19 protein-coding genes are annotated in these 17,506 nt (G+C 37.5%); 5 read left to right on the plus strand and 14 right to left on the minus strand.

The features are described from left to right. Positions 1 to 11 precede the first annotated feature (11 nt). From pstB (IGK72_RS07495) to IGK72_RS07550, 12 genes are all read right to left on the minus strand, one after another. A complete protein-coding gene (gene pstB, locus IGK72_RS07495) occupies positions 12 to 770 on the minus strand; it encodes a phosphate ABC transporter ATP-binding protein PstB (RefSeq protein ID WP_002357303.1) in 759 nt (252 codons plus the stop codon). Positions 771 to 780: 10 nt separating this feature from the next. Next, entirely contained in the window at positions 781 to 1,590 is an 810-nt protein-coding gene (pstB, locus tag IGK72_RS07500; RefSeq protein ID WP_002357302.1) for a phosphate ABC transporter ATP-binding protein PstB, read from the minus strand. Between the two features lie 16 nt (positions 1,591 to 1,606). Then, complete coding sequence (pstA, locus tag IGK72_RS07505; RefSeq protein ID WP_002357300.1) at positions 1,607 to 2,491, minus strand: phosphate ABC transporter permease PstA; 885 nt, start codon at positions 2,489 to 2,491, stop codon at positions 1,607 to 1,609. Further along, entirely contained in the window at positions 2,491 to 3,411 is a 921-nt protein-coding gene (gene pstC / locus IGK72_RS07510; protein WP_002357299.1) for a phosphate ABC transporter permease subunit PstC, read from the minus strand. The genes pstA and pstC overlap by 1 nt, the downstream gene beginning before the upstream one ends. Before the next feature lie 122 nt (positions 3,412 to 3,533). Next, on the minus strand, positions 3,534 to 4,388 hold the full coding sequence (locus IGK72_RS07515) for a phosphate ABC transporter substrate-binding protein PstS (protein ID WP_002357298.1): 855 nt from the start codon (positions 4,386 to 4,388) through the stop codon (positions 3,534 to 3,536). A gap of 175 nt (positions 4,389 to 4,563) precedes the next feature. After that, positions 4,564 to 5,448 carry a permease-like cell division protein FtsX gene (gene ftsX / locus IGK72_RS07520; RefSeq protein WP_002360154.1) on the minus strand — a complete coding sequence of 295 codons (885 nt, stop codon included), beginning with the start codon at positions 5,446 to 5,448 and terminating at the stop codon, positions 4,564 to 4,566. Continuing rightward, positions 5,441 to 6,127 (minus strand): cell division ATP-binding protein FtsE, encoded by a 687-nt coding sequence (ftsE, locus tag IGK72_RS07525; protein WP_002361935.1) that lies wholly within the window; start codon positions 6,125 to 6,127, stop codon positions 5,441 to 5,443. The genes ftsX and ftsE overlap by 8 nt, the downstream gene beginning before the upstream one ends. Positions 6,128 to 6,232: 105 nt before the next feature. Continuing rightward, a protein-coding gene (gene prfB / locus IGK72_RS07530; protein WP_165548481.1) for a peptide chain release factor 2 occupies positions 6,233 to 7,334 on the minus strand; the annotation gives its coding sequence in 2 pieces (ribosomal slippage) (positions 6,233 to 7,261 and positions 7,263 to 7,334; 1,101 coding nt in all). A 76-nt stretch (positions 7,335 to 7,410) separates the two neighbouring features. Continuing rightward, the gene (secA, locus tag IGK72_RS07535) at positions 7,411 to 9,948 is read right to left on the minus strand and encodes a preprotein translocase subunit SecA (protein WP_002381826.1); all 2,538 of its coding nucleotides are present in this window, start codon (positions 9,946 to 9,948) and stop codon (positions 7,411 to 7,413) included. A 255-nt stretch (positions 9,949 to 10,203) separates the two neighbouring features. Then, entirely contained in the window at positions 10,204 to 10,755 is a 552-nt protein-coding gene (hpf, locus tag IGK72_RS07540) for a ribosome hibernation-promoting factor, HPF/YfiA family (RefSeq protein ID WP_002357293.1), read from the minus strand. 138 nt (positions 10,756 to 10,893) lie between these two features. Then, the gene (locus tag IGK72_RS07545; RefSeq protein ID WP_430619596.1) at positions 10,894 to 11,580 is read right to left on the minus strand and encodes a ComF family protein; all 687 of its coding nucleotides are present in this window, start codon (positions 11,578 to 11,580) and stop codon (positions 10,894 to 10,896) included. After that, positions 11,570 to 12,886, minus strand: coding sequence for a DEAD/DEAH box helicase (locus IGK72_RS07550; RefSeq protein WP_033786263.1), 1,317 nt, complete (start codon positions 12,884 to 12,886; stop codon positions 11,570 to 11,572). Before IGK72_RS07550 ends, IGK72_RS07545 begins: the two co-directional genes overlap by 11 nt. Before the next feature lie 271 nt (positions 12,887 to 13,157). Between IGK72_RS07550 and IGK72_RS07555 the strand changes: the two genes are divergently transcribed. Beyond that, a complete protein-coding gene (locus IGK72_RS07555) occupies positions 13,158 to 13,874 on the plus strand; it encodes an AAA family ATPase (RefSeq protein ID WP_002357289.1) in 717 nt (238 codons plus the stop codon). A 324-nt stretch (positions 13,875 to 14,198) separates the two neighbouring features. Here the strand turns inward: IGK72_RS07555 and IGK72_RS07560 are convergent, their stop codons facing one another. Together IGK72_RS07560 and IGK72_RS07565 are read right to left on the minus strand one after the other, a co-directional pair. Further along, positions 14,199 to 14,534 carry a PTS sugar transporter subunit IIB gene (locus tag IGK72_RS07560; RefSeq protein WP_002360150.1) on the minus strand — a complete coding sequence of 112 codons (336 nt, stop codon included), beginning with the start codon at positions 14,532 to 14,534 and terminating at the stop codon, positions 14,199 to 14,201. Between the two features lie 120 nt (positions 14,535 to 14,654). After that, the gene (locus IGK72_RS07565; protein WP_002357286.1) at positions 14,655 to 14,942 is read right to left on the minus strand and encodes a DUF7662 domain-containing protein; all 288 of its coding nucleotides are present in this window, start codon (positions 14,940 to 14,942) and stop codon (positions 14,655 to 14,657) included. A gap of 141 nt (positions 14,943 to 15,083) precedes the next feature. On the opposite strand from IGK72_RS07565, the gene IGK72_RS07570 reads away from it, so the two are divergent. From IGK72_RS07570 to IGK72_RS07585, 4 genes are all read left to right on the plus strand, one after another. Continuing rightward, positions 15,084 to 15,746, plus strand: a complete 663-nt coding sequence (locus tag IGK72_RS07570) for a YigZ family protein (protein WP_002357285.1) — start codon at positions 15,084 to 15,086, stop codon at positions 15,744 to 15,746. Then, positions 15,736 to 15,969: a DUF2829 domain-containing protein gene (locus IGK72_RS07575; protein WP_267580214.1), complete on the plus strand. Its 234-nt coding sequence runs from the start codon at positions 15,736 to 15,738 to the stop codon at positions 15,967 to 15,969. Before IGK72_RS07570 ends, IGK72_RS07575 begins: the two co-directional genes overlap by 11 nt. A 62-nt stretch (positions 15,970 to 16,031) precedes the next feature. Next, a complete protein-coding gene (locus IGK72_RS07580; protein ID WP_031324501.1) occupies positions 16,032 to 16,817 on the plus strand; it encodes a 3-oxoacyl-ACP reductase in 786 nt (261 codons plus the stop codon). A gap of 145 nt (positions 16,818 to 16,962) precedes the next feature. Beyond that, positions 16,963 to 17,484, plus strand: a complete 522-nt coding sequence (locus tag IGK72_RS07585) for a QueT transporter family protein (protein ID WP_002385866.1) — start codon at positions 16,963 to 16,965, stop codon at positions 17,482 to 17,484. Positions 17,485 to 17,506 lie beyond the last annotated feature (22 nt).

Consider the following 17,506-nt stretch of genomic DNA (forward strand, 5'->3'; position numbering starts at 1 on the left):
TTTTCCCCCTTTTAACCAAATTTACCAGAAATGTAATCTTCTGTTTGTTTTTCTTTTGGATTTAAAAACACTTTTTTCGTGTCATTAAATTCAATTAAATCACCTTGTAAAAAGAAGGCCGTTTTATCAGAGATCCGTGATGCTTGTGACATATTATGTGTCACCATAATCATGGTATATTTCTCTTTTAATGTTAACAGCATGTTTTCAATTTTACCACTAGAAACTGGGTCCAAGGCGCTAGTTGGTTCATCTAATAAAATAATATCCGGTTCCACAGCTAAAACACGAGCGATACAAACCCGCTGTTGTTGTCCACCAGAAAGTGAAAGTGCACTTTTGTGAAGTTTATCTTTGACATCCTCCCAAACGGCAGCAGCTTTCAAACTGGTTTCAACTGCTTCATCTAAGACTTGCTTGTCTTTGACTCCTTTTAGGCGCAAGCCATAAATCACATTTTCATAAACTGAAAACGGAAATGGATTAGGTTGTTGGAAAACCATGCCAATTTCTTTACGTAATTCAACGTTATCTGTTTTCGGTCCATAAATATCTTTTCCTTTATAGACGACACTTCCAGTAATAGTTACGTCTGGGATTAAATCATTCATACGATTCAAGCAACGTAAATACGTTGACTTCCCGCAACCAGAAGGACCAATCATGGCAGTTAATTCTCCTTGATTAAAAGTTAAATCAATGCCTTTCAATGCTTCTTTTTTCCCGTAATATAAATGTAAATCTTTTGATGAAATAATTTCTTTGCCCATCTTGCTCCTCCTAACCAAAATGTCCTGAAACGTAGTCTTCCGTTGCTTGAATTTTTGGTCGTGTAAAGATTTTTCTTGTATGGTCGTATTCAATGACTTTACCCATATAGAAGAAAGCTGTATAGTCACTAATCCGCGCCGCTTGTTGCATGTTATGTGTCACAATGATGATCGTGTAATCATCTTTTAAATTCACTAACGTTTCTTCAACCGTTCCTGTTGAAATCGGATCTAACGCGCTTGCCGGTTCATCTAACAATAAAATATCTGGTTTCATCGCAATTGCCCGAGCGATACACAAACGTTGTTGTTGCCCACCAGACAGAGCTAAGGCGCTTTTGTTTAAGTTATCTTTCACTTGATCCCAAAGTGCGGCTTGCTTCAAACTTGTTTCAACGATTTCATCTAATTTTTTCTTATCCTTTTCACCATGCTGTTTCAATGCGAATGTGATATTTTCATAGATAGATTTACTAAATGGATTGGGCCGCTGAAAAACCATGCCAATGCGTTTTCTCATTTCGTAGACGTCAACTTCTTTCGTATTGACATCGACATCTTTATACATAATTTTTCCAGTAACACGTGAATTGGCAATGCCATCGTTCATACGATTTAGCGAACGTAAATACGTGGATTTACCGCAACCAGAAGGTCCAATTAAGGCGGTTATTTTGTTCTTTTCAAATTGCAAATCAACACCTTTGATAGCCTCATTGTCCCCGTAAAAGACATGTAAGTCTTCCGTGTGTAACGCAATCGGGTCTTTTTGGCTATCTAGTTGAAGTAAATGGGTATCATTTAAATTGTATTCTTTCATGCTAATTCCCCTAACATTAAGCTGATGTCATTCTCTTATAAAGACGGTTGCCGATAAAACGAGCGCCGAAATTGAAAAGTAAAACTACTAAAATTAACACAGCGGAGGCACCTGCTGAGACCGCAGCGCCATCTGGCATCGTTCCTTCGGTATTAATTTTCCAAATATGCACAGCCAACGTTTCCGCTTGACGGAAAATGCTAATTGGACTTGAAACGCTCAATGGATTCCAATTACTGAAATCTAAGGCAGGTGCGCTTTGTCCTGCTGTATAAATTAACGCAGCGGCTTCACCGAAAATCCGACCAGAACTCAAAATAACACCTGTCAAAATTCCTGGTAATGCTTCTGGCAAAATAACTTTTTTAACTGTTTCCCAACGTGAAAGACCTAAGGCTAACCCCGCTTCACGCTGTGTATAATGAATGGCTTTCAAAGATTCCTCAACATTTCTAGTCAATAATGGTAAGTTAAAAAATGTTAATGCTAACGCACCTGATAAGATTGAAAAGCCATATCCGATTTGTACAACGAAAATCAAGAAGCCGAACAGCCCCACAACAACGGAAGGCAATGAACTTAAAATTTCAATCGAGGTACGAATTAAATCAGTTAACCAATTCTTTTTCGCATATTCCGATAAGTAAATTCCAGCACCCAATGAAATTGGAATACTAATAATCATTGTAATCAATAGTAAATATAGTGAGTTAAAAAGCTGAATACCAATCCCACCACCAACTTGATAGGCTCTGGATGGTTGTGTTAAAAATTCCCACGAAATATGTGGAATTCCTCTAGCTAAAATGTAAATCAGTAAGGCCGCCAAAATTAAAACAATGACGCCAGATACGGCATATAAGATACCTGTTGCGATTTTATCTGCTTTTTTTGCATTCATTATTTTAAGGCTCCTCTCTTACCGATAATTCGGATAACAATGTTGAATAGTAAAGACATCAACAATAGAATCAAGGCTAAAGACCAAAGAACGTTGTTTTCAACTGTTCCCATAATTGTATTCCCAATCCCCATTGTCAAAATACTTGTTAGTGTCGAAGCTGGTGTTGTCAAACTAGTTGGCATCACAGCTGCATTTCCGATTACCATTTGGATTGCTAAGGCTTCACCAAACGCACGAGCCATACCAAAGACAACCGCAGTTAAAATACCAGGCACAGCTGCCCGCAAGACAACTTTATAAATCGTTTGCCAACGCGTAGCACCAAGCGCCAACGACGCTTCACGATAATGTCGAGGCACAGCTTTTAATGCATCTACGGTCATCGTAGTAACCGTTGGTAAAATCATGACAAATAGCACAAACGTACCAGCTAAAATACCGAAGCCAGTTCCGCCAAAGATTGAACGGACAAAAGGAACAATGACAGATAAGCCAATAAATCCATAAACAACAGAGGGAATCCCTACAAGTAATTCAATAACTGGTTGTAAAAATTTCGCTCCTTTTTTAGGTGAAATTTCTGTCATAAAAACAGCCGCTCCAATCGCAAATGGCGTCGCAACAATCGCTGACAAAAACGTTACAATAAAGGAACCCGCAATCATTGGTAAAGCCCCAACCATAGGTTTACCGTCTGCGCCGATATCACTTGGGTTCCAGTTTGTTCCAAATAAGAAATCAAACACATTAATCTTATCTTTAAAGAATGTAGCAAGTCCTTTACTTGCAACAAAATAGAAAATTGAAACAACCACTGCTACAATTAAGGCAATACATAGGAAACTAATAAATTTCCCTCGTTGCTCCATCTTGGCTCTTTTCGATTTTGTTAATAATTTTTTCTGTACATCTTCCAAGAATATTTCCTCCTCAAACAATCCAACTTTTACAGATAAAAATAGTGTACCTTTTTTACATCAATTTGTTTTTAATAACATGTAAATTTTATGTTAAGTTTGTAAATTTTGTGTTAAGAGAATTACTTAATGACATTTCCTTGCCAATCCCGTTCAATTTCCATTTTCGAAACAGGAATATACCCTAATTGACCAATCACACGTTCTTGGATATCATCTGACAACATAAAGTCTAAAAACTCTTTGGTTAAATCACTTGGATTTTTACGGGTGTACATATGTTCATAAGACCAAATAATCCATTTATTGTTCATTACATTTTCATCTGTTGGCTGAACACCATCAATACTTAACGTAGCTACTTCATCAGTAACATATGAAAATGCGGTATAACTAATCGCTCCTGGTGTATCAGAAACAATGGAACGAACCATGCCGCTGGAATCTTGTTCTTGCGCACGAATGGCTGTTTTATCTCCCAAGACCCATTTTTCAAAAGTCGCACGCGTACCACTACCGGCCGCTCTGTTCAAAATAACAATTTTTTGGTCTTTCCCACCAAGTTCTTTCCAGTTTGTTACTTCACCTAAAAAGATTTTCTTTAAATTTTCCATTGAGATATCTTTGACACCGACATTTTTGTTAACGATTGGTGTAATCCCAACGACAGCAACTTTATGATCAATTAGGTCTTCCGCTTTGATGCCCTTTTTCTCTTCTGCAAATAAATCAGAATTACCAATGTCTACCGCGCCAGATTGGACTTGACTCAAACCTGTTCCGCTTCCGCCACCTTGGACATTAATAAATCTTCCCGGATTTTGGCTTTGATATTCCTCACTCGCTGTCTCTACTAATGGTTGTAAAGCTGATGAGCCTACCGCTGTGATGGATTCACCACGATCAATCCATTTTGCACATCCTGTCAAAGTAAGTATACTTGCCAAACCAATAAATAATAGCAATCTTTTTTTCATCGATTCATTATTCCTCCAATTAATTTCAATCTATTCTATTTTACCATTATATGTAGGACTTGAAAATTATAAGTTATCAATTTGTTGGTACAACTGAGAAAACTCTTAAATTAAATAACAAGTATTTTAAAACTAAAACAAAAAAAGCTCTCCAAAATGGAGAGCTTTTTTTCGTTTAAATTTTCAAGAAACGACGCATTGAAATAACTGAACCTAGTGATCCAATAATCATTCCTGTTGCAATCATTAATAGATTGACTTTCCAGATAAAATCTTCTGGACGAATTAATGAATAATTCGAACGCAATAACTGCGGGTTGAACATGTTATAAACTTGATGGTAGCCTAACGTCATAATAATGACTGGCACGATTGCGCCAATCAACCCAATCCAAGCACCTTCTAAGAAGAACGGCCAACGAATGAAACTGTTTTTCGCTCCTACAAGACGCATAATTTGGATTTCTTTTTGACGAGATAAAATCGTAATCCGAATGGTATTGGAAATTAAGAACACTGCAACGAATAAAAGTAATGCAGCAGCTGCTAAGCCCCAAGTTCGAACGGTTTGAGCGATTTTAAAGATTTTGTCTGAGTTTACACCACCGTAATCGGCTTTAAAAACACTTGGGAATTTAGCTGCTTGTTTCGCAATATCTTTCGTGTCTTCTGGTGTTTTCGCACGGACATAATACACATCGTATAATGGGTTACTGTCGCCTTCGAAAAGATTCCAGGCATCCCCCATTTGTTCTTGGATTTTTTTCAATTGTTGATCTTTGTTTGAATAAGAAATATCTTCAACATTGTCTAATCCTTTAAGTTGTTTTTCTAATGTTTTCATTTCATTTTGTTTTGTACCAATATCGACAAAAACAGACACTGTCACGTTTTTTTCGACATCATCAGCAAGTTTCGTTGCATTAAAAATAACGCCCATAAAAATACCAACTAAAACTAATGTAATTGTAACCGCACTTGCTGAAGCAACAGTCATCCAACCGTTCCGTTTTAAACTTTTGATACTTTCAAATAAATGAGAAAAGAATGTTCTAATCATCGTAGCCGTATTCTCCTTCCACTTGGTCACGGATAATGCGACCATTTTCAATGGCAATAACACGGTGACGAATCGTATTTACAATTGTACTATTATGCGTTGCCATCACGACTGTTGTTCCTTGTGCGTTAATCCGGTCCAACAATTTCATGATTTCCCATGAATTCTCTGGATCTAAGTTCCCAGTTGGTTCATCGGCAATTAAAACTTTCGGTGTATTTACGATTGCTCGTGCAATGGATACCCGTTGCTGTTCCCCACCAGAAAGTTCGCTTGGAAAAACACGTACCTTATGTTTTAGACCGACTAAATCTAAAACTTCCATCACGCGTTTTTTGATTTCGCGAGGACGTCGTCCGATAACTTGCATCGCATAGGCCACGTTCTCATACACAGTTTTCTTTGGTAATAGTTTATAGTCTTGGAAAACGATGCCGATTTCACGACGTAAATAAGGAACTTCTTTATTTTTTATTTTCATTAAATCATGACCTGCAACTGTCAAATTACCTTTTGTTGCTTTTTCTTCACGATACATTAATCTAATAAAGGTTGATTTCCCTGCACCTGAGGGACCAACCACATAGACGAACTCGCCTTGGTCAATCTCTACTGAAATATTCCGAATCGCTGTTGTACCATTCGAATATTTCTTCATTACATCTTTCATTTCAATCATGGCGTTCTCTCCATCTCTTTTTTCTTCAATCCTACTTATTATAACATGTGAATATTGCAAACTTCTTGCATTAAGTTACATTTTTATTTCAATTTAATGAAGAGCTTAACGTAAGCGCTGTTTTAAGTAGGCATCAATGAAACCATCAAGGTCTCCATCCATCACAGCTTGTACATTGCCGGTTTCGTAATTTGTCCGATGGTCTTTGACCATTGAATACGGATGGAACACGTAAGAACGGATTTGTGAGCCCCAGCCAATTTCCATTTGTTCACCACGTAAACTTGCTGCTTCTTGGGCTTTCTTTTCCATTTCCAATTGATATAATTTGGCTTTTAACATACTCATTGCTTGCTCACGGTTTTTTAATTGAGAACGTTGTGCTTGGCTTGCGACAACGGTGCCTGTTGGAATATGTGTGATTCGAACAGCCGATTCTGTTTTATTAATATGTTGACCACCGGCACCACTTGCTCGATAGGTATCAATTTTTAAGTCATCTGGATTGATCGCAATCTCTATTGTATCGTCTAATTCAGGCATTACATCAACTGAACAAAACGAAGTATGACGGCGTTTGGCGGAATCAAAGGGCGAAATTCGCACAAGGCGATGGACACCTTTTTCAGATTTTAGGTAGCCATAAGCATTGTAACCTTTGATTAATAAGGTGACACTTTTAATCCCTGCTTCATCTCCAGCTTGGTAATCCAACGTTTCAACTTGGAAACCGTGACTTTCTGCCCAACGTGTGTACATTCGTAAAAGCATACTTCCCCAATCTTGTGATTCAGTACCACCGGCACCAGGGTGTAATTCAATTAGGGCGTTATTATGATCATATGGCTCATTTAGTAGTAAGGATAGCTCATACGTTGTTAAACGTTCTTGCAAGAGATGAATTCTTTCTCCCAATTCTTCTTGAATCTCTGCATCATATTCTTCTTGTTGTAATTCAAACATCACCGTTAATTCGTCAAGTTCCTCAGAGAGCTGATGAAATTGTTGATATTTTTCTTTCAAACTATTGGTTTCATTAATTAGCTTTTGAGCCGTTTCTGTGTTGTCCCAAAAACCAGGTTCTCCCATCCGATTTTCCGCCTCGGCAATGTCTTCTTCTAACTGGTCTAAGTCAAAGAGACCTCCTGAAGCTAGTAATTTTTTGTGTCATTTCGTCTAATAATGTACGAATTTCTGGGTTTTCCAAAATGATTCCTTCTTTCTTTTTATTGTAAAAAGAGCAAAGGCGGGACAAATTGCCCCACCCTGCGTTTTTTCTTTAATTAAGCGTTTCTTCCATGACAATTTTTGAATTTTTTGCCACTTCCGCATGGGCATAAATCATTACGGCCCACTTTTTTATCTACACGCACAGGTTGACGCTTCGCACTTGTGTTGCTTTGTGCAGCTGCATCTTGTTCTGTTTCTGGATGTTCCGCTTGTCCTTGAGCTACTTGCTCACGTTGGACATTTTGGCGAATTTCCGATTTCATGAATAAACGTGTTACTTCATATTCGATTGAACCCACCATATTGTTATACATAGAATAACCTTCTGTTTGATATTCTACTAATGGGTTGTTTTGACCGTACGCACGTAACCCGACAGATTGGCGTAATTGATCCATTGCATCAATGTGATCTGTCCATTTAGTATCGACAACACGCAAGATGACTACTTTTTCAAATTCTAGCAATTGTTCTTGGCCATTCAATTGTTGAGATTTTTCTTCAAATACTTCTTGCGCACGTGCCACTAAGTAGTCTTTGATTTCTTCAGCTGATTTATTTTCTAAATCTTTTTTAGAAATCGTATCTTCATGGACAAGTGTTGAGGCTGCAAAATCGACAATCCCATCTAAATTCCATTCTTCTTTTTCTAATTGTGTATGGCTATCCACCACTCGGCCAATCGTCCGTTTTACCATGCCCATCAATACATCAGACAAGTCATTTTCTTCCATAATTACTTCTTGTCGTTGCGCATAAATAACTTCACGTTGCTCGCGCATCACGTCATCGTATTGTAAGACATTTTTACGTGTGTCATAGTTATTTCCTTCCACACGTTTTTGAGCAGACTCTACTTGGCGAGTAAACATTTTACTTTGAATAACTGCATCTTCTTCTTGCACATTCATTCGTTCTAAGAATGTTTTAATTCGTTCTGAACCAAAGCGTTTCATTAAGTCATCTTCTAAAGATAAATAAAATTGTGAAACCCCTGGATCCCCTTGACGTCCTGCACGTCCACGCAACTGATTATCAATACGACGTGACTCATGACGTTCTGTCCCGATAACCGCTAGACCACCTAGTTCAAGTACACCTAAACCAAGTTTAATATCCGTTCCACGACCAGCCATATTTGTTGCAATTGTAACTGCGCCTTTTTGACCGGCATTCATAATGATTTCGGCTTCTTTAAAGTGATTTTTCGCATTTAATACTTCATGAGGAATTTTAGCTGCGTTTAATTTATCAGAAAGTAATTCTGACGTTTCTACCGCAACAGTCCCCACCAACACTGGTTGCCCTTTGTGGTAACGTTCTTTAATATCTTCCACCACTGCATTAAATTTACTTTCTAAGGTTGGATAAAGTAAATCTGGACGATCGTCACGGATAATTGGACGATTGGTTGGGATTTGAATGACTTGAATATTGTAAATTTCACGGAATTCTTCTTCTTCTGTTTTAGCAGTACCAGTCATCCCGGCTAGTTTTTTGTACATCCGGAAGTAGTTTTGGAACGTAATCGTCGCCATTGTTTTTGTTTCATCTTCAATTTCGACGCCTTCTTTTGCTTCAATCGCTTGATGCAAGCCATCAGAATAACGACGACCATCCATGATACGACCAGTAAATTGGTCAACAATTAAGACTTTATTGTCTTGAACCACGTAATCAATGTCTAGTAACATGATATAGTTTGCCCGTAACGCTTGATCTAAATGGTGCGTTAATGCTGTATTTTCAATATCGTACAGGTTATCCAATCCGAAAGTTTGTTCAGCTTTTTCAATACCTGCTTCTGTTAAACCAATTGTTTTAGACTGAATATCAATTTTGTAATCTTCGTCTTCTTTTAAGCGTTTGACAAAATTATCGGCACGCGTATAGAGTGCTGTCGATTTTTCAGCTTGTCCAGAAATAATTAATGGGGTTCTTGCTTCATCAATTAAGATTGAATCCACTTCATCGACAATTGCATAGTTTAATGGACGTTGAACCATTTGGCTGCGATAAACAACCATGTTATCACGCAAATAGTCAAATCCTAATTCGTTATTTGTACTATAAGTGATATCACAGTTATACGCTTCGCGTTTTTCATCAGAAGATTTAGAGTTAATGTTTAAGCCAACGCTTAAGCCTAAGAAATTATATAATTCTCCCATTTCGTTAGAGTCACGGGTTGCTAAGTATTCATTAACTGTAACAACGTGTACTCCTTCGCCAGATAGTGCATTCAAGTATACAGGCATTGTGGCAGTCAAGGTTTTCCCTTCACCTGTTCTCATTTCAGGAATGTTCCCGTCATGAAGTACAATCCCACCCATTAATTGGACACGGTATGGGAATAAACCTAGTACTCGTTTAGCAGCTTCACGGACAACCGCAAACGCTTCTGGTAATAGTTCGTCTAAGGTTTCCCCTTTTTGATAACGGGCTTTAAATTCATCTGTTTTTTCACGTAATTGTTCATCGCTTAGTTGTTCCATTGCACTTGCATGTGCATCAATTTTATCGGCGATTTTTTCTAATCGTCTTAATTCTTTTTTATCGTTTTCAATCATTTTTTTCAAAAAATTTGCCATTGGTATCTGTGTTCCTTTCAATTACCTCTTTTTATTTTTGTATCCTTTTTGTACAAGAAGCACAATCTATCCGTTTTATTTTATCATTACTTGACGAGAAAGAAAACCATTTCTCTCTATTTTGCAGACATTTTCCTTTAAAAGAGGAACTTTTAAAGTTATTTTATGTATTTCTTTATTTTTTCTTTACTCCGTGCTTTAAAGATGTTTAAAGAGCTGAAATGCACGAAGGCATTTCAGCTCTTATTTTAAGCTTTAGTCTGTTTCAATCAAGCCATATTTGCCATCTTTACGACGGTAAACAATGCTTGTTCCATTTGTTTCAGCATCTTCAAAAATGAAGAAGTTGTGTCCTAACATGTTCATTTGTAAAACAGCTTCTTCACTGTCCATCGGTTTTAATGATAGACGTTTTGTACGAACGATGTCTAATTCTGAAGGTGTTTCTTCTGTTTCTTCACCAACTAAGAAGACAGCGGCTTTTGTATTGTTACGTCCTGTTTCACGAGATTTTCTGTTGATTTTTGTTTTAAATTTACGAATTTGTCGTTCTAATTTATCGACAACCAAATCAATACTTGCGTATAAATCAGGTGACGTTTCTTCAGCTCGTAAAACTAGATAAGGAAGAGGAATAGTAACCTCGACTTTGGCTGTTTTTTCAGTGTACACTTTCAAATTCACGTGAACCGTTGCTTCAGGTGAATCGCTGAAATATCTTTCTAATTTACCGACTTTTTTCTCAACATAGTCTCGAATCGCTTCGGTTACCTCGATATTTTCTCCACGTACATTATATCTAAACATAACAATTACCCCTTTCATCTACCAGTAAAGAAAAGATTAAAGGACCACTCTTTAATTCCCTTCTTCTTAATTTCATTATATCGAATAATCTGGGTTTTGCCAACAAAATAGTCATCAAATTTATGAATTCTTTTCTTTTTACCGCGCGAGAGTAAACGTATTCAAACTTTTAGGATAACAGTCATTGATAACAGCAGCTGCGTGGAAAAGAGTTCGTCCAGTGGTATAGATGTCATCCACCAAAATAACAGAACAATTTTTTAATTTTTTTTGGTTTTCTTTTTGGATGGCAAATGGTTGTTGCAACTGCATCCTTTCCTTTCTAGTTTTCTTAGATTGAGGAACATTTTCCTCTTTTCTAATTAAAAAAGGGCTGTACGTAACATCAGCCGCTTCTAGTAAGCCAATTACTTGGTTGAAGCCTCGTTCTTGCATTCGTTTTTCGGATAAGGGCACCGGAATAATATAGTCCGCAGATTGTTGCCGAAAGTAAGAGTTGATTTCCTCATTAAAACACGTTCTTAAGCGATAGTCTCCTTGAAATTTATAGCGTTCCATCCACTCTTGCATTCCTTCATCATAATGAAACAACGCTGCATTATGAAAAGAATACTCGGGATAAAGCAGCTGCCACCTTTGACAATCAAAACAATAGCGCTCTTGGCTGACGCGACTACAGCCAAAACAAGTGCCTGTCATTGGCAGTTTCTGGAACTTTGCTTGGCAGTGTTGGCAAAGTGAAGGCCTCGCCCATTTTTTAAAACGTAAGAGCATTTTTAATGTTATCTCCAAACGAATGGGGCTTGCGCAATTTTTACAATCCATCTAACATCCCTCGTTTGCTAGCCAAGCGATTCATTTGCTTTATTTGCCGAATTGCCTCTTTCATGTCTCTTGTTTCCCCATCATGTAAAAATAAAACTTCGCCGTAATTGAATTCTTGTCTTCGATCGACTCGGCCCGCAATTTGGACAAGTGTTGAAGAAGTGAAGACTCGATGATTGGCACCATAAACAATAACTGAGACTGCATCAAAAGTCACACCACGTTCTAAAATGGTTGTAGTGATCAAAATATCCGTTTTCTGCTGACGCATTGCTTGAACTTTTTCTAGGCGAAGCTCATCACTACCATAAACGGCGACAACTTCTTTGTCGGAAAATCGCTCAGCTATTAATGCATGCAATTGGTGAATTAATGGAATGCTTGGGCAAAATAATAAAACTGAATTACGCACCAATAAACGTTTCAAATGATGTGCAATGATTTTAATATTTTTGGTAGAAATACGTTGCCACGACTGAACCCAAAATCGGCGTGGCACAGGTAATGGCCTACGATGATATCTTGCTGGCAAAATACTGGCCGCTAACTTCTTTTGCTGTAAAAGCTTCCGTAATTCTTTCGTAGGGGTTGCTGTTAAGTACACCAAACTACTTCTTTTTTTTCGTGCGTTACGCACTCCATAATAAAGATGCTCGTTATTAACAAAAGGAAAAGAGTCGACTTCATCAACGATAAGTAAATCAAACGCTTGATGGAATTTCAATAATTGATGGGTGGTGCAAATCACTAGTTTCGTATAACGATACGCTTCTTGACTGTTTCCATGAAGTAAAGCAATTGCTTCGTGAGGAAAAACCGCTTGGATTCTGGGAAACAGTTCTAAGCAAACATCGACACGCGGCGAAGCCAGCGCAATCCGCCCCCCTTCTTGTAAGGTTTGGTGCAAAACAGCAAATAACATTTCTGTTTTGCCTGCACCTGTAACTGCCCACACTAAGCGATTCTCTCTTGCTTTTGCTGTCTCACAAAGTTCAACCGAGATCGCTTGCTGTCCCTTTGTTAATTGTCCAGACCACTCAAAAAAGACAGTTCTTGGGCTATTGAGCCTTTCTGGTAAATGACAAAATTTTTGACAAGAAGTCACACGGCCTAATTGAATGCATGCATGACAGTAGTATACATTTGTCGCCAGTCTGTTTTCTTTTTTGGATACGACTTCCCCGCACCGCTGACATTGAATTGTTAGGGGTGAACGCTCTAGCATTGTTGGTAAATAAACCAGTTTTGTCTGTATTGAACGTTCTGTTTCTTCAATAATTATTTTACGTCCATGCAAATCTTCCATGTTAACCACCTCATTTATAAAATACGCATTTCTCTAGCTTTTTTGCGAAAAAGGAAATCTCCCACCGTTATCTTTCTATTCTTATCTAGTCGTTACCTACTAAACAAACTCTTGATACGCTTTATTGTTTACACGAATCTTCCACTTTCGACTTACCTATATGCAGATTTTTTATAACAAATTTATCTACCTTTAAAGAAAAATTAATGTTAAAGTATATCTAGTAATTCAAGCTTTAATTTGAAAAGACTAGAGAGGAGCAAGCTTTATCATGGAAAATATTTTTTTAAAAAGACTAGAACTCAAAGCTTTTGAAGAAGATTCTGTTTTTTCAAAAATTGAAGGGCTGAATAAATTTAATTCACTAAATTTTAAAAAACCTATTACTTTTTTTTCAGGTGAAAATGGAACTGGAAAATCCACTTTATTAGAAGCAATCGCAGTCAATTGGGGATTTAATCCTGAAGGCGGTAGTATTAATTTTAATTTCTCTACAAACGATACTCACTTGGATTTACATAATTATTTAACTGTTGGAAAAAGTGTAAAGCGTGCTAAGGATGGCTTCTTTTTAAGAGCTGAAAGTTTCTACAATGTTGCTACATATGCAGAAAATATAGACTTAGATTTTTCTGAATATGGCGATAAATCCCTACATCATCAATCACACGGCGAAAGTTTTTTGAATCTGGTGAACCATCGGTTTAGAGGAAATGGTCTGTACCTGTTAGATGAACCTGAAGCGGCTCTCTCACCTCAACGCCAACTAGCCTTAATGATATCTATAAAAAAACTAATTGATGAGGGGTCTCAGTTTATTATTGTCTCTCATTCACCTATATTACTTGCAATGCCTGACTCACAAATTATTTCTTTTGATAAAGATAGTCCTTTAGAAATCACGTATGAAGAAAGTATGCCTTATGAAATAACCTCATTATTTTTAAACAACAAAAACAGAATTCTCTCTCATTTATTTGCTGAATAAGTCTGTTATTCGAATTGCTTATGCCATACTGTAATGACTTGTATATAATAATATTGTTAATCATTCTTTGAATTACTACTTTCAGACTACGGAAAAAGGCGTTCATTATTCAGAAAATAGATTGTTAAGTATGTTTTTTTAGTATCTAGATTAAAGTAAAAAATTAAAGACAGTTGTCTTTCTCTAGCTCACAGGACTAATTTCGGCTCTATAATTTATGGAACTGATAAACCAGAATGACTGCTTCAGCTCAATTCCAATTAACTAAAGTCATAAAAAAAGACAAGTTGCTTTTTCGAAGATTCTCGAAAAAACAACTTGTTTTTACTCTTTTTTATCTGCTTGTGCTAACAAACCCAAGGCTTGTTCCAGCACTTTTTCCCCGTTCATTAAGCCGTAATCAGACATGCTAATGACATCTGTTGGGATACCTTTTGGTGATAGACGCTTTTCAAAATCACTCTTCATATAACGAACTTGTGGACCTAACAATAACACATCGACTGGATTATTTTCTAAATTTGTTTCTGCTTCCGATGCAGAAGCCGCAAATATATGGGCATCTAAGCCTTGATTAAATGCTGCTTTTTGCATTTTTGTAACAAGTAAACTAGTACTCATTCCTGCGGAGCAAACTAACATAATTGTTTTTTTTGACATTTTAACAGCCCCTTTTACCATTGCCTTTTTCAATTTTCAACATTATCTATTAAAAATATTATAGTGTAAAGTTAATTTTTGTCAATCATTCTTGTTTTTTAAAGCGGATACAATCCTAGTTTAAACGTACCATGCTGACTTCAGCAATTTATTAAATACCACATATTCTTTTTCCAAATTCACTTGAACTACTTGGTAACTCGCATTCAACCAACCATAAGCGCCCTTTTCTGGATGCTTATAATCGTTCGCCCACCAATCGACATCTGTTTTAGCAGTTTTTGGTAAACCAGAATGAGGGAATAACAATTCATCAAACTGAGTAAAAGTCAAAGTAACTTGGGAACCGCCATTCGTTTTCAAATAATGAGTAATTGTATCATATTTTTTCTGTCGTGTATGTACCATTTTCCAGCGCCTCCCTTTTCTCTATCATACCTTATTATAACGTTTTTTTCCAAAAATCTCACAAAAAAGATGAGAGAAAAAGTTGCTATTCAGTTGATTCTTTTTTATACTGACTTTATTACGAGAGAAAAGGATGCCCATATGTTAGAAAGCTATATTACAGTCAAACAAGATGGTTTCAGCGAGATTGAAATCAAGAAATCGCGGTTTATCTGTTCTGTAAAGCGCGTAACATCAGAAGAAGAAGCAAAAGCCTTTATCGCCGCAATAAAAAAAGAACATTGGAAAGCCAATCATAATTGTAGTGCTTTTGTGATCGGCGAAAAAAATGACATTCAGCGGAGCAGCGATGACGGCGAACCTAGTGGCACTGCTGGTGTTCCAATGCTGGAAGTCTTAAAGAAAAAAGAGTTAATCAACGTAGTGGCTGTTGTCACTCGTTATTTTGGCGGAATAAAATTAGGCACTGGTGGTTTAATCCGAGCATATAGTCATGCTCTTTCCCACACTTTAGATGAAATTGGTTTAGTCATTGGCAAATTGCAACAAGAGCTATTGATTACGATCGCCTATCCTTTATTAGGAAAAGCCCAAGCCTTTTTGGAACATAGTCCCTACACGCTTAAAGAAACTATTTACACAGAGTCTATTCAGTTAATTTGTTTAGTAGATGAACAAGCAACAGAAACATTTATAGCTGAAATGACGGATCTACTTAACGGCCAGTTGACAATTGAAAAAGGCGCAACAAGCTATCACGAACTACCATTTAACGAAAAAGGAGCACAAGCAAATGACATTTGAAGAAGTATTGCCACAGATTAAAGCAGGAAAAAAAGCCGTACGTAAAGGCTGGAGCGGTTTTGAACTTTTTATTGAATTACGTGATGAAATTGGCACCTCCGAAGGTGAATTTTTACAAGTTACCCCGTATTTTTTAATCAAAACTTCTGATGAAGGCTACAGCATGTTTTCACCAACACCTTGTGATATCTTAGCAGAAGATTGGGTGATTGTTGAAGCATAACTACACACATAAGGTCTGGCAGATTACGGCGATTGCTCGTTCTTCCAGACCTTAATTTTTAAATGTTTAAAGGAGTTTTTCTTATGCCAAAAGAATTTGAAACAAAACGGGTGCTTGTAACTGGTGCAGCTTCAGGGATTGGCCAAGCACAAGCAATTGCCTTTGCTGAGCAGGGCGCTGAGGTTATTGGCATCGACCTAGACGAAACGGGGTTAAAACAGACAGCCGCACTGGTTAATCCAGATTCTACTAAGCCATTTACTTATTTTGTCGGTGATGTGTCTTCTCCCTCATTTGTGCAAGCCACGATGAATCAAATTGTGAAAGACAACGGCCAAATTGATATTTTATTAAATACGGCAGGTATTTTAGATGATTATCGTCCTTCTCTAGAAACTTCGGAAGCTTTATGGGATCAAATTTTAGCAACCAATTTAAAAAGTGTCTTTTTAGTGACCAATGCTCTATTACCTTATTTCCTCCAACAAAAAAAAGGAGTAATCGTTAATATGGCATCTATCGCTGGCTTAGTAGCTGGGGGCGGCGGCGCAGCATACACTGCCTCCAAACACGCAATCATCGGGTATACAAAACAACTTTCCTACGATTATGCCAAATTAGGCATTCGAGCAAATGCGATTGCGCCAGGTGCCATCCAAACACCCATGAACGCAGCTGATTTTGCAGGAGAAGGTGAAATGGCTACTTGGGTAGCACGTGAAACACCCGCGGGCCGTTGGGCACAGCCACAAGAGGTAGCAAAACTTTCATTATTTCTAGCTAGTGATGACGCTGATTATATCCATGGCACAGTTATGACCATTGATGGTGGTTGGACCATGAAATAAAAAGACTTTACAGAGTGTCTGTTCTTCAGTAACATGTAACACAGTGAGGCAACTCACACCATAACACTTCAGTTGGCTTTACTGCCCTTCCTTTGGTTATGGTTATCACTAAAACACGTCGTTGTTTTATAAAGGAGAATCTTAAATGAATCATTCATCAAATCCACAAACCAGTACGTGGTCAGCTACGGCTTTGGCTAAAATGGCGCTGGTTACCGCTTTGTATGTCGTTGTCACTGTACTTCTCGCTCCGCTTAGTTTTGGTCCGATACAGCTTCGTCTTGCCGAATTATTTAATTATTTAGGCGTTTTTAACAAGCGATATATCTGGTCCATTACGTTAGGGGTTGCGATTGCCAACACCGCTTCACCTCTTGGTATCATCGATATAGTTATCGGTAGCGCTGGAACGTGCGCAGTCTTATGGATTGCCTATTTTGCGACAAAAAATCAGCAAAATTTATTGATTAAACTAATGCTAACGGCCATTCTTTTTGCTTTGTCCATGTTCACTGTCGCCGGACCCTTAACGTTCTTTTATCAGTTACCTTTTTGGTACACATGGTTGACCGTTGGACTTGGTGAACTTCTTTCAATGACCGTCGGCGGTATCCTGATTTACGTATTAAATAAAAAAATACAGCTTGTAAAACGCATCGAAGAATAAAAAAGCGCTTGGGGTTTAAACC

Origin of the sequence: Enterococcus sp. DIV0183 (assembly GCF_050541505.1) — a bacterium.
Lineage (GTDB): Bacteria > Bacillota > Bacilli > Lactobacillales > Enterococcaceae > Enterococcus > Enterococcus faecalis.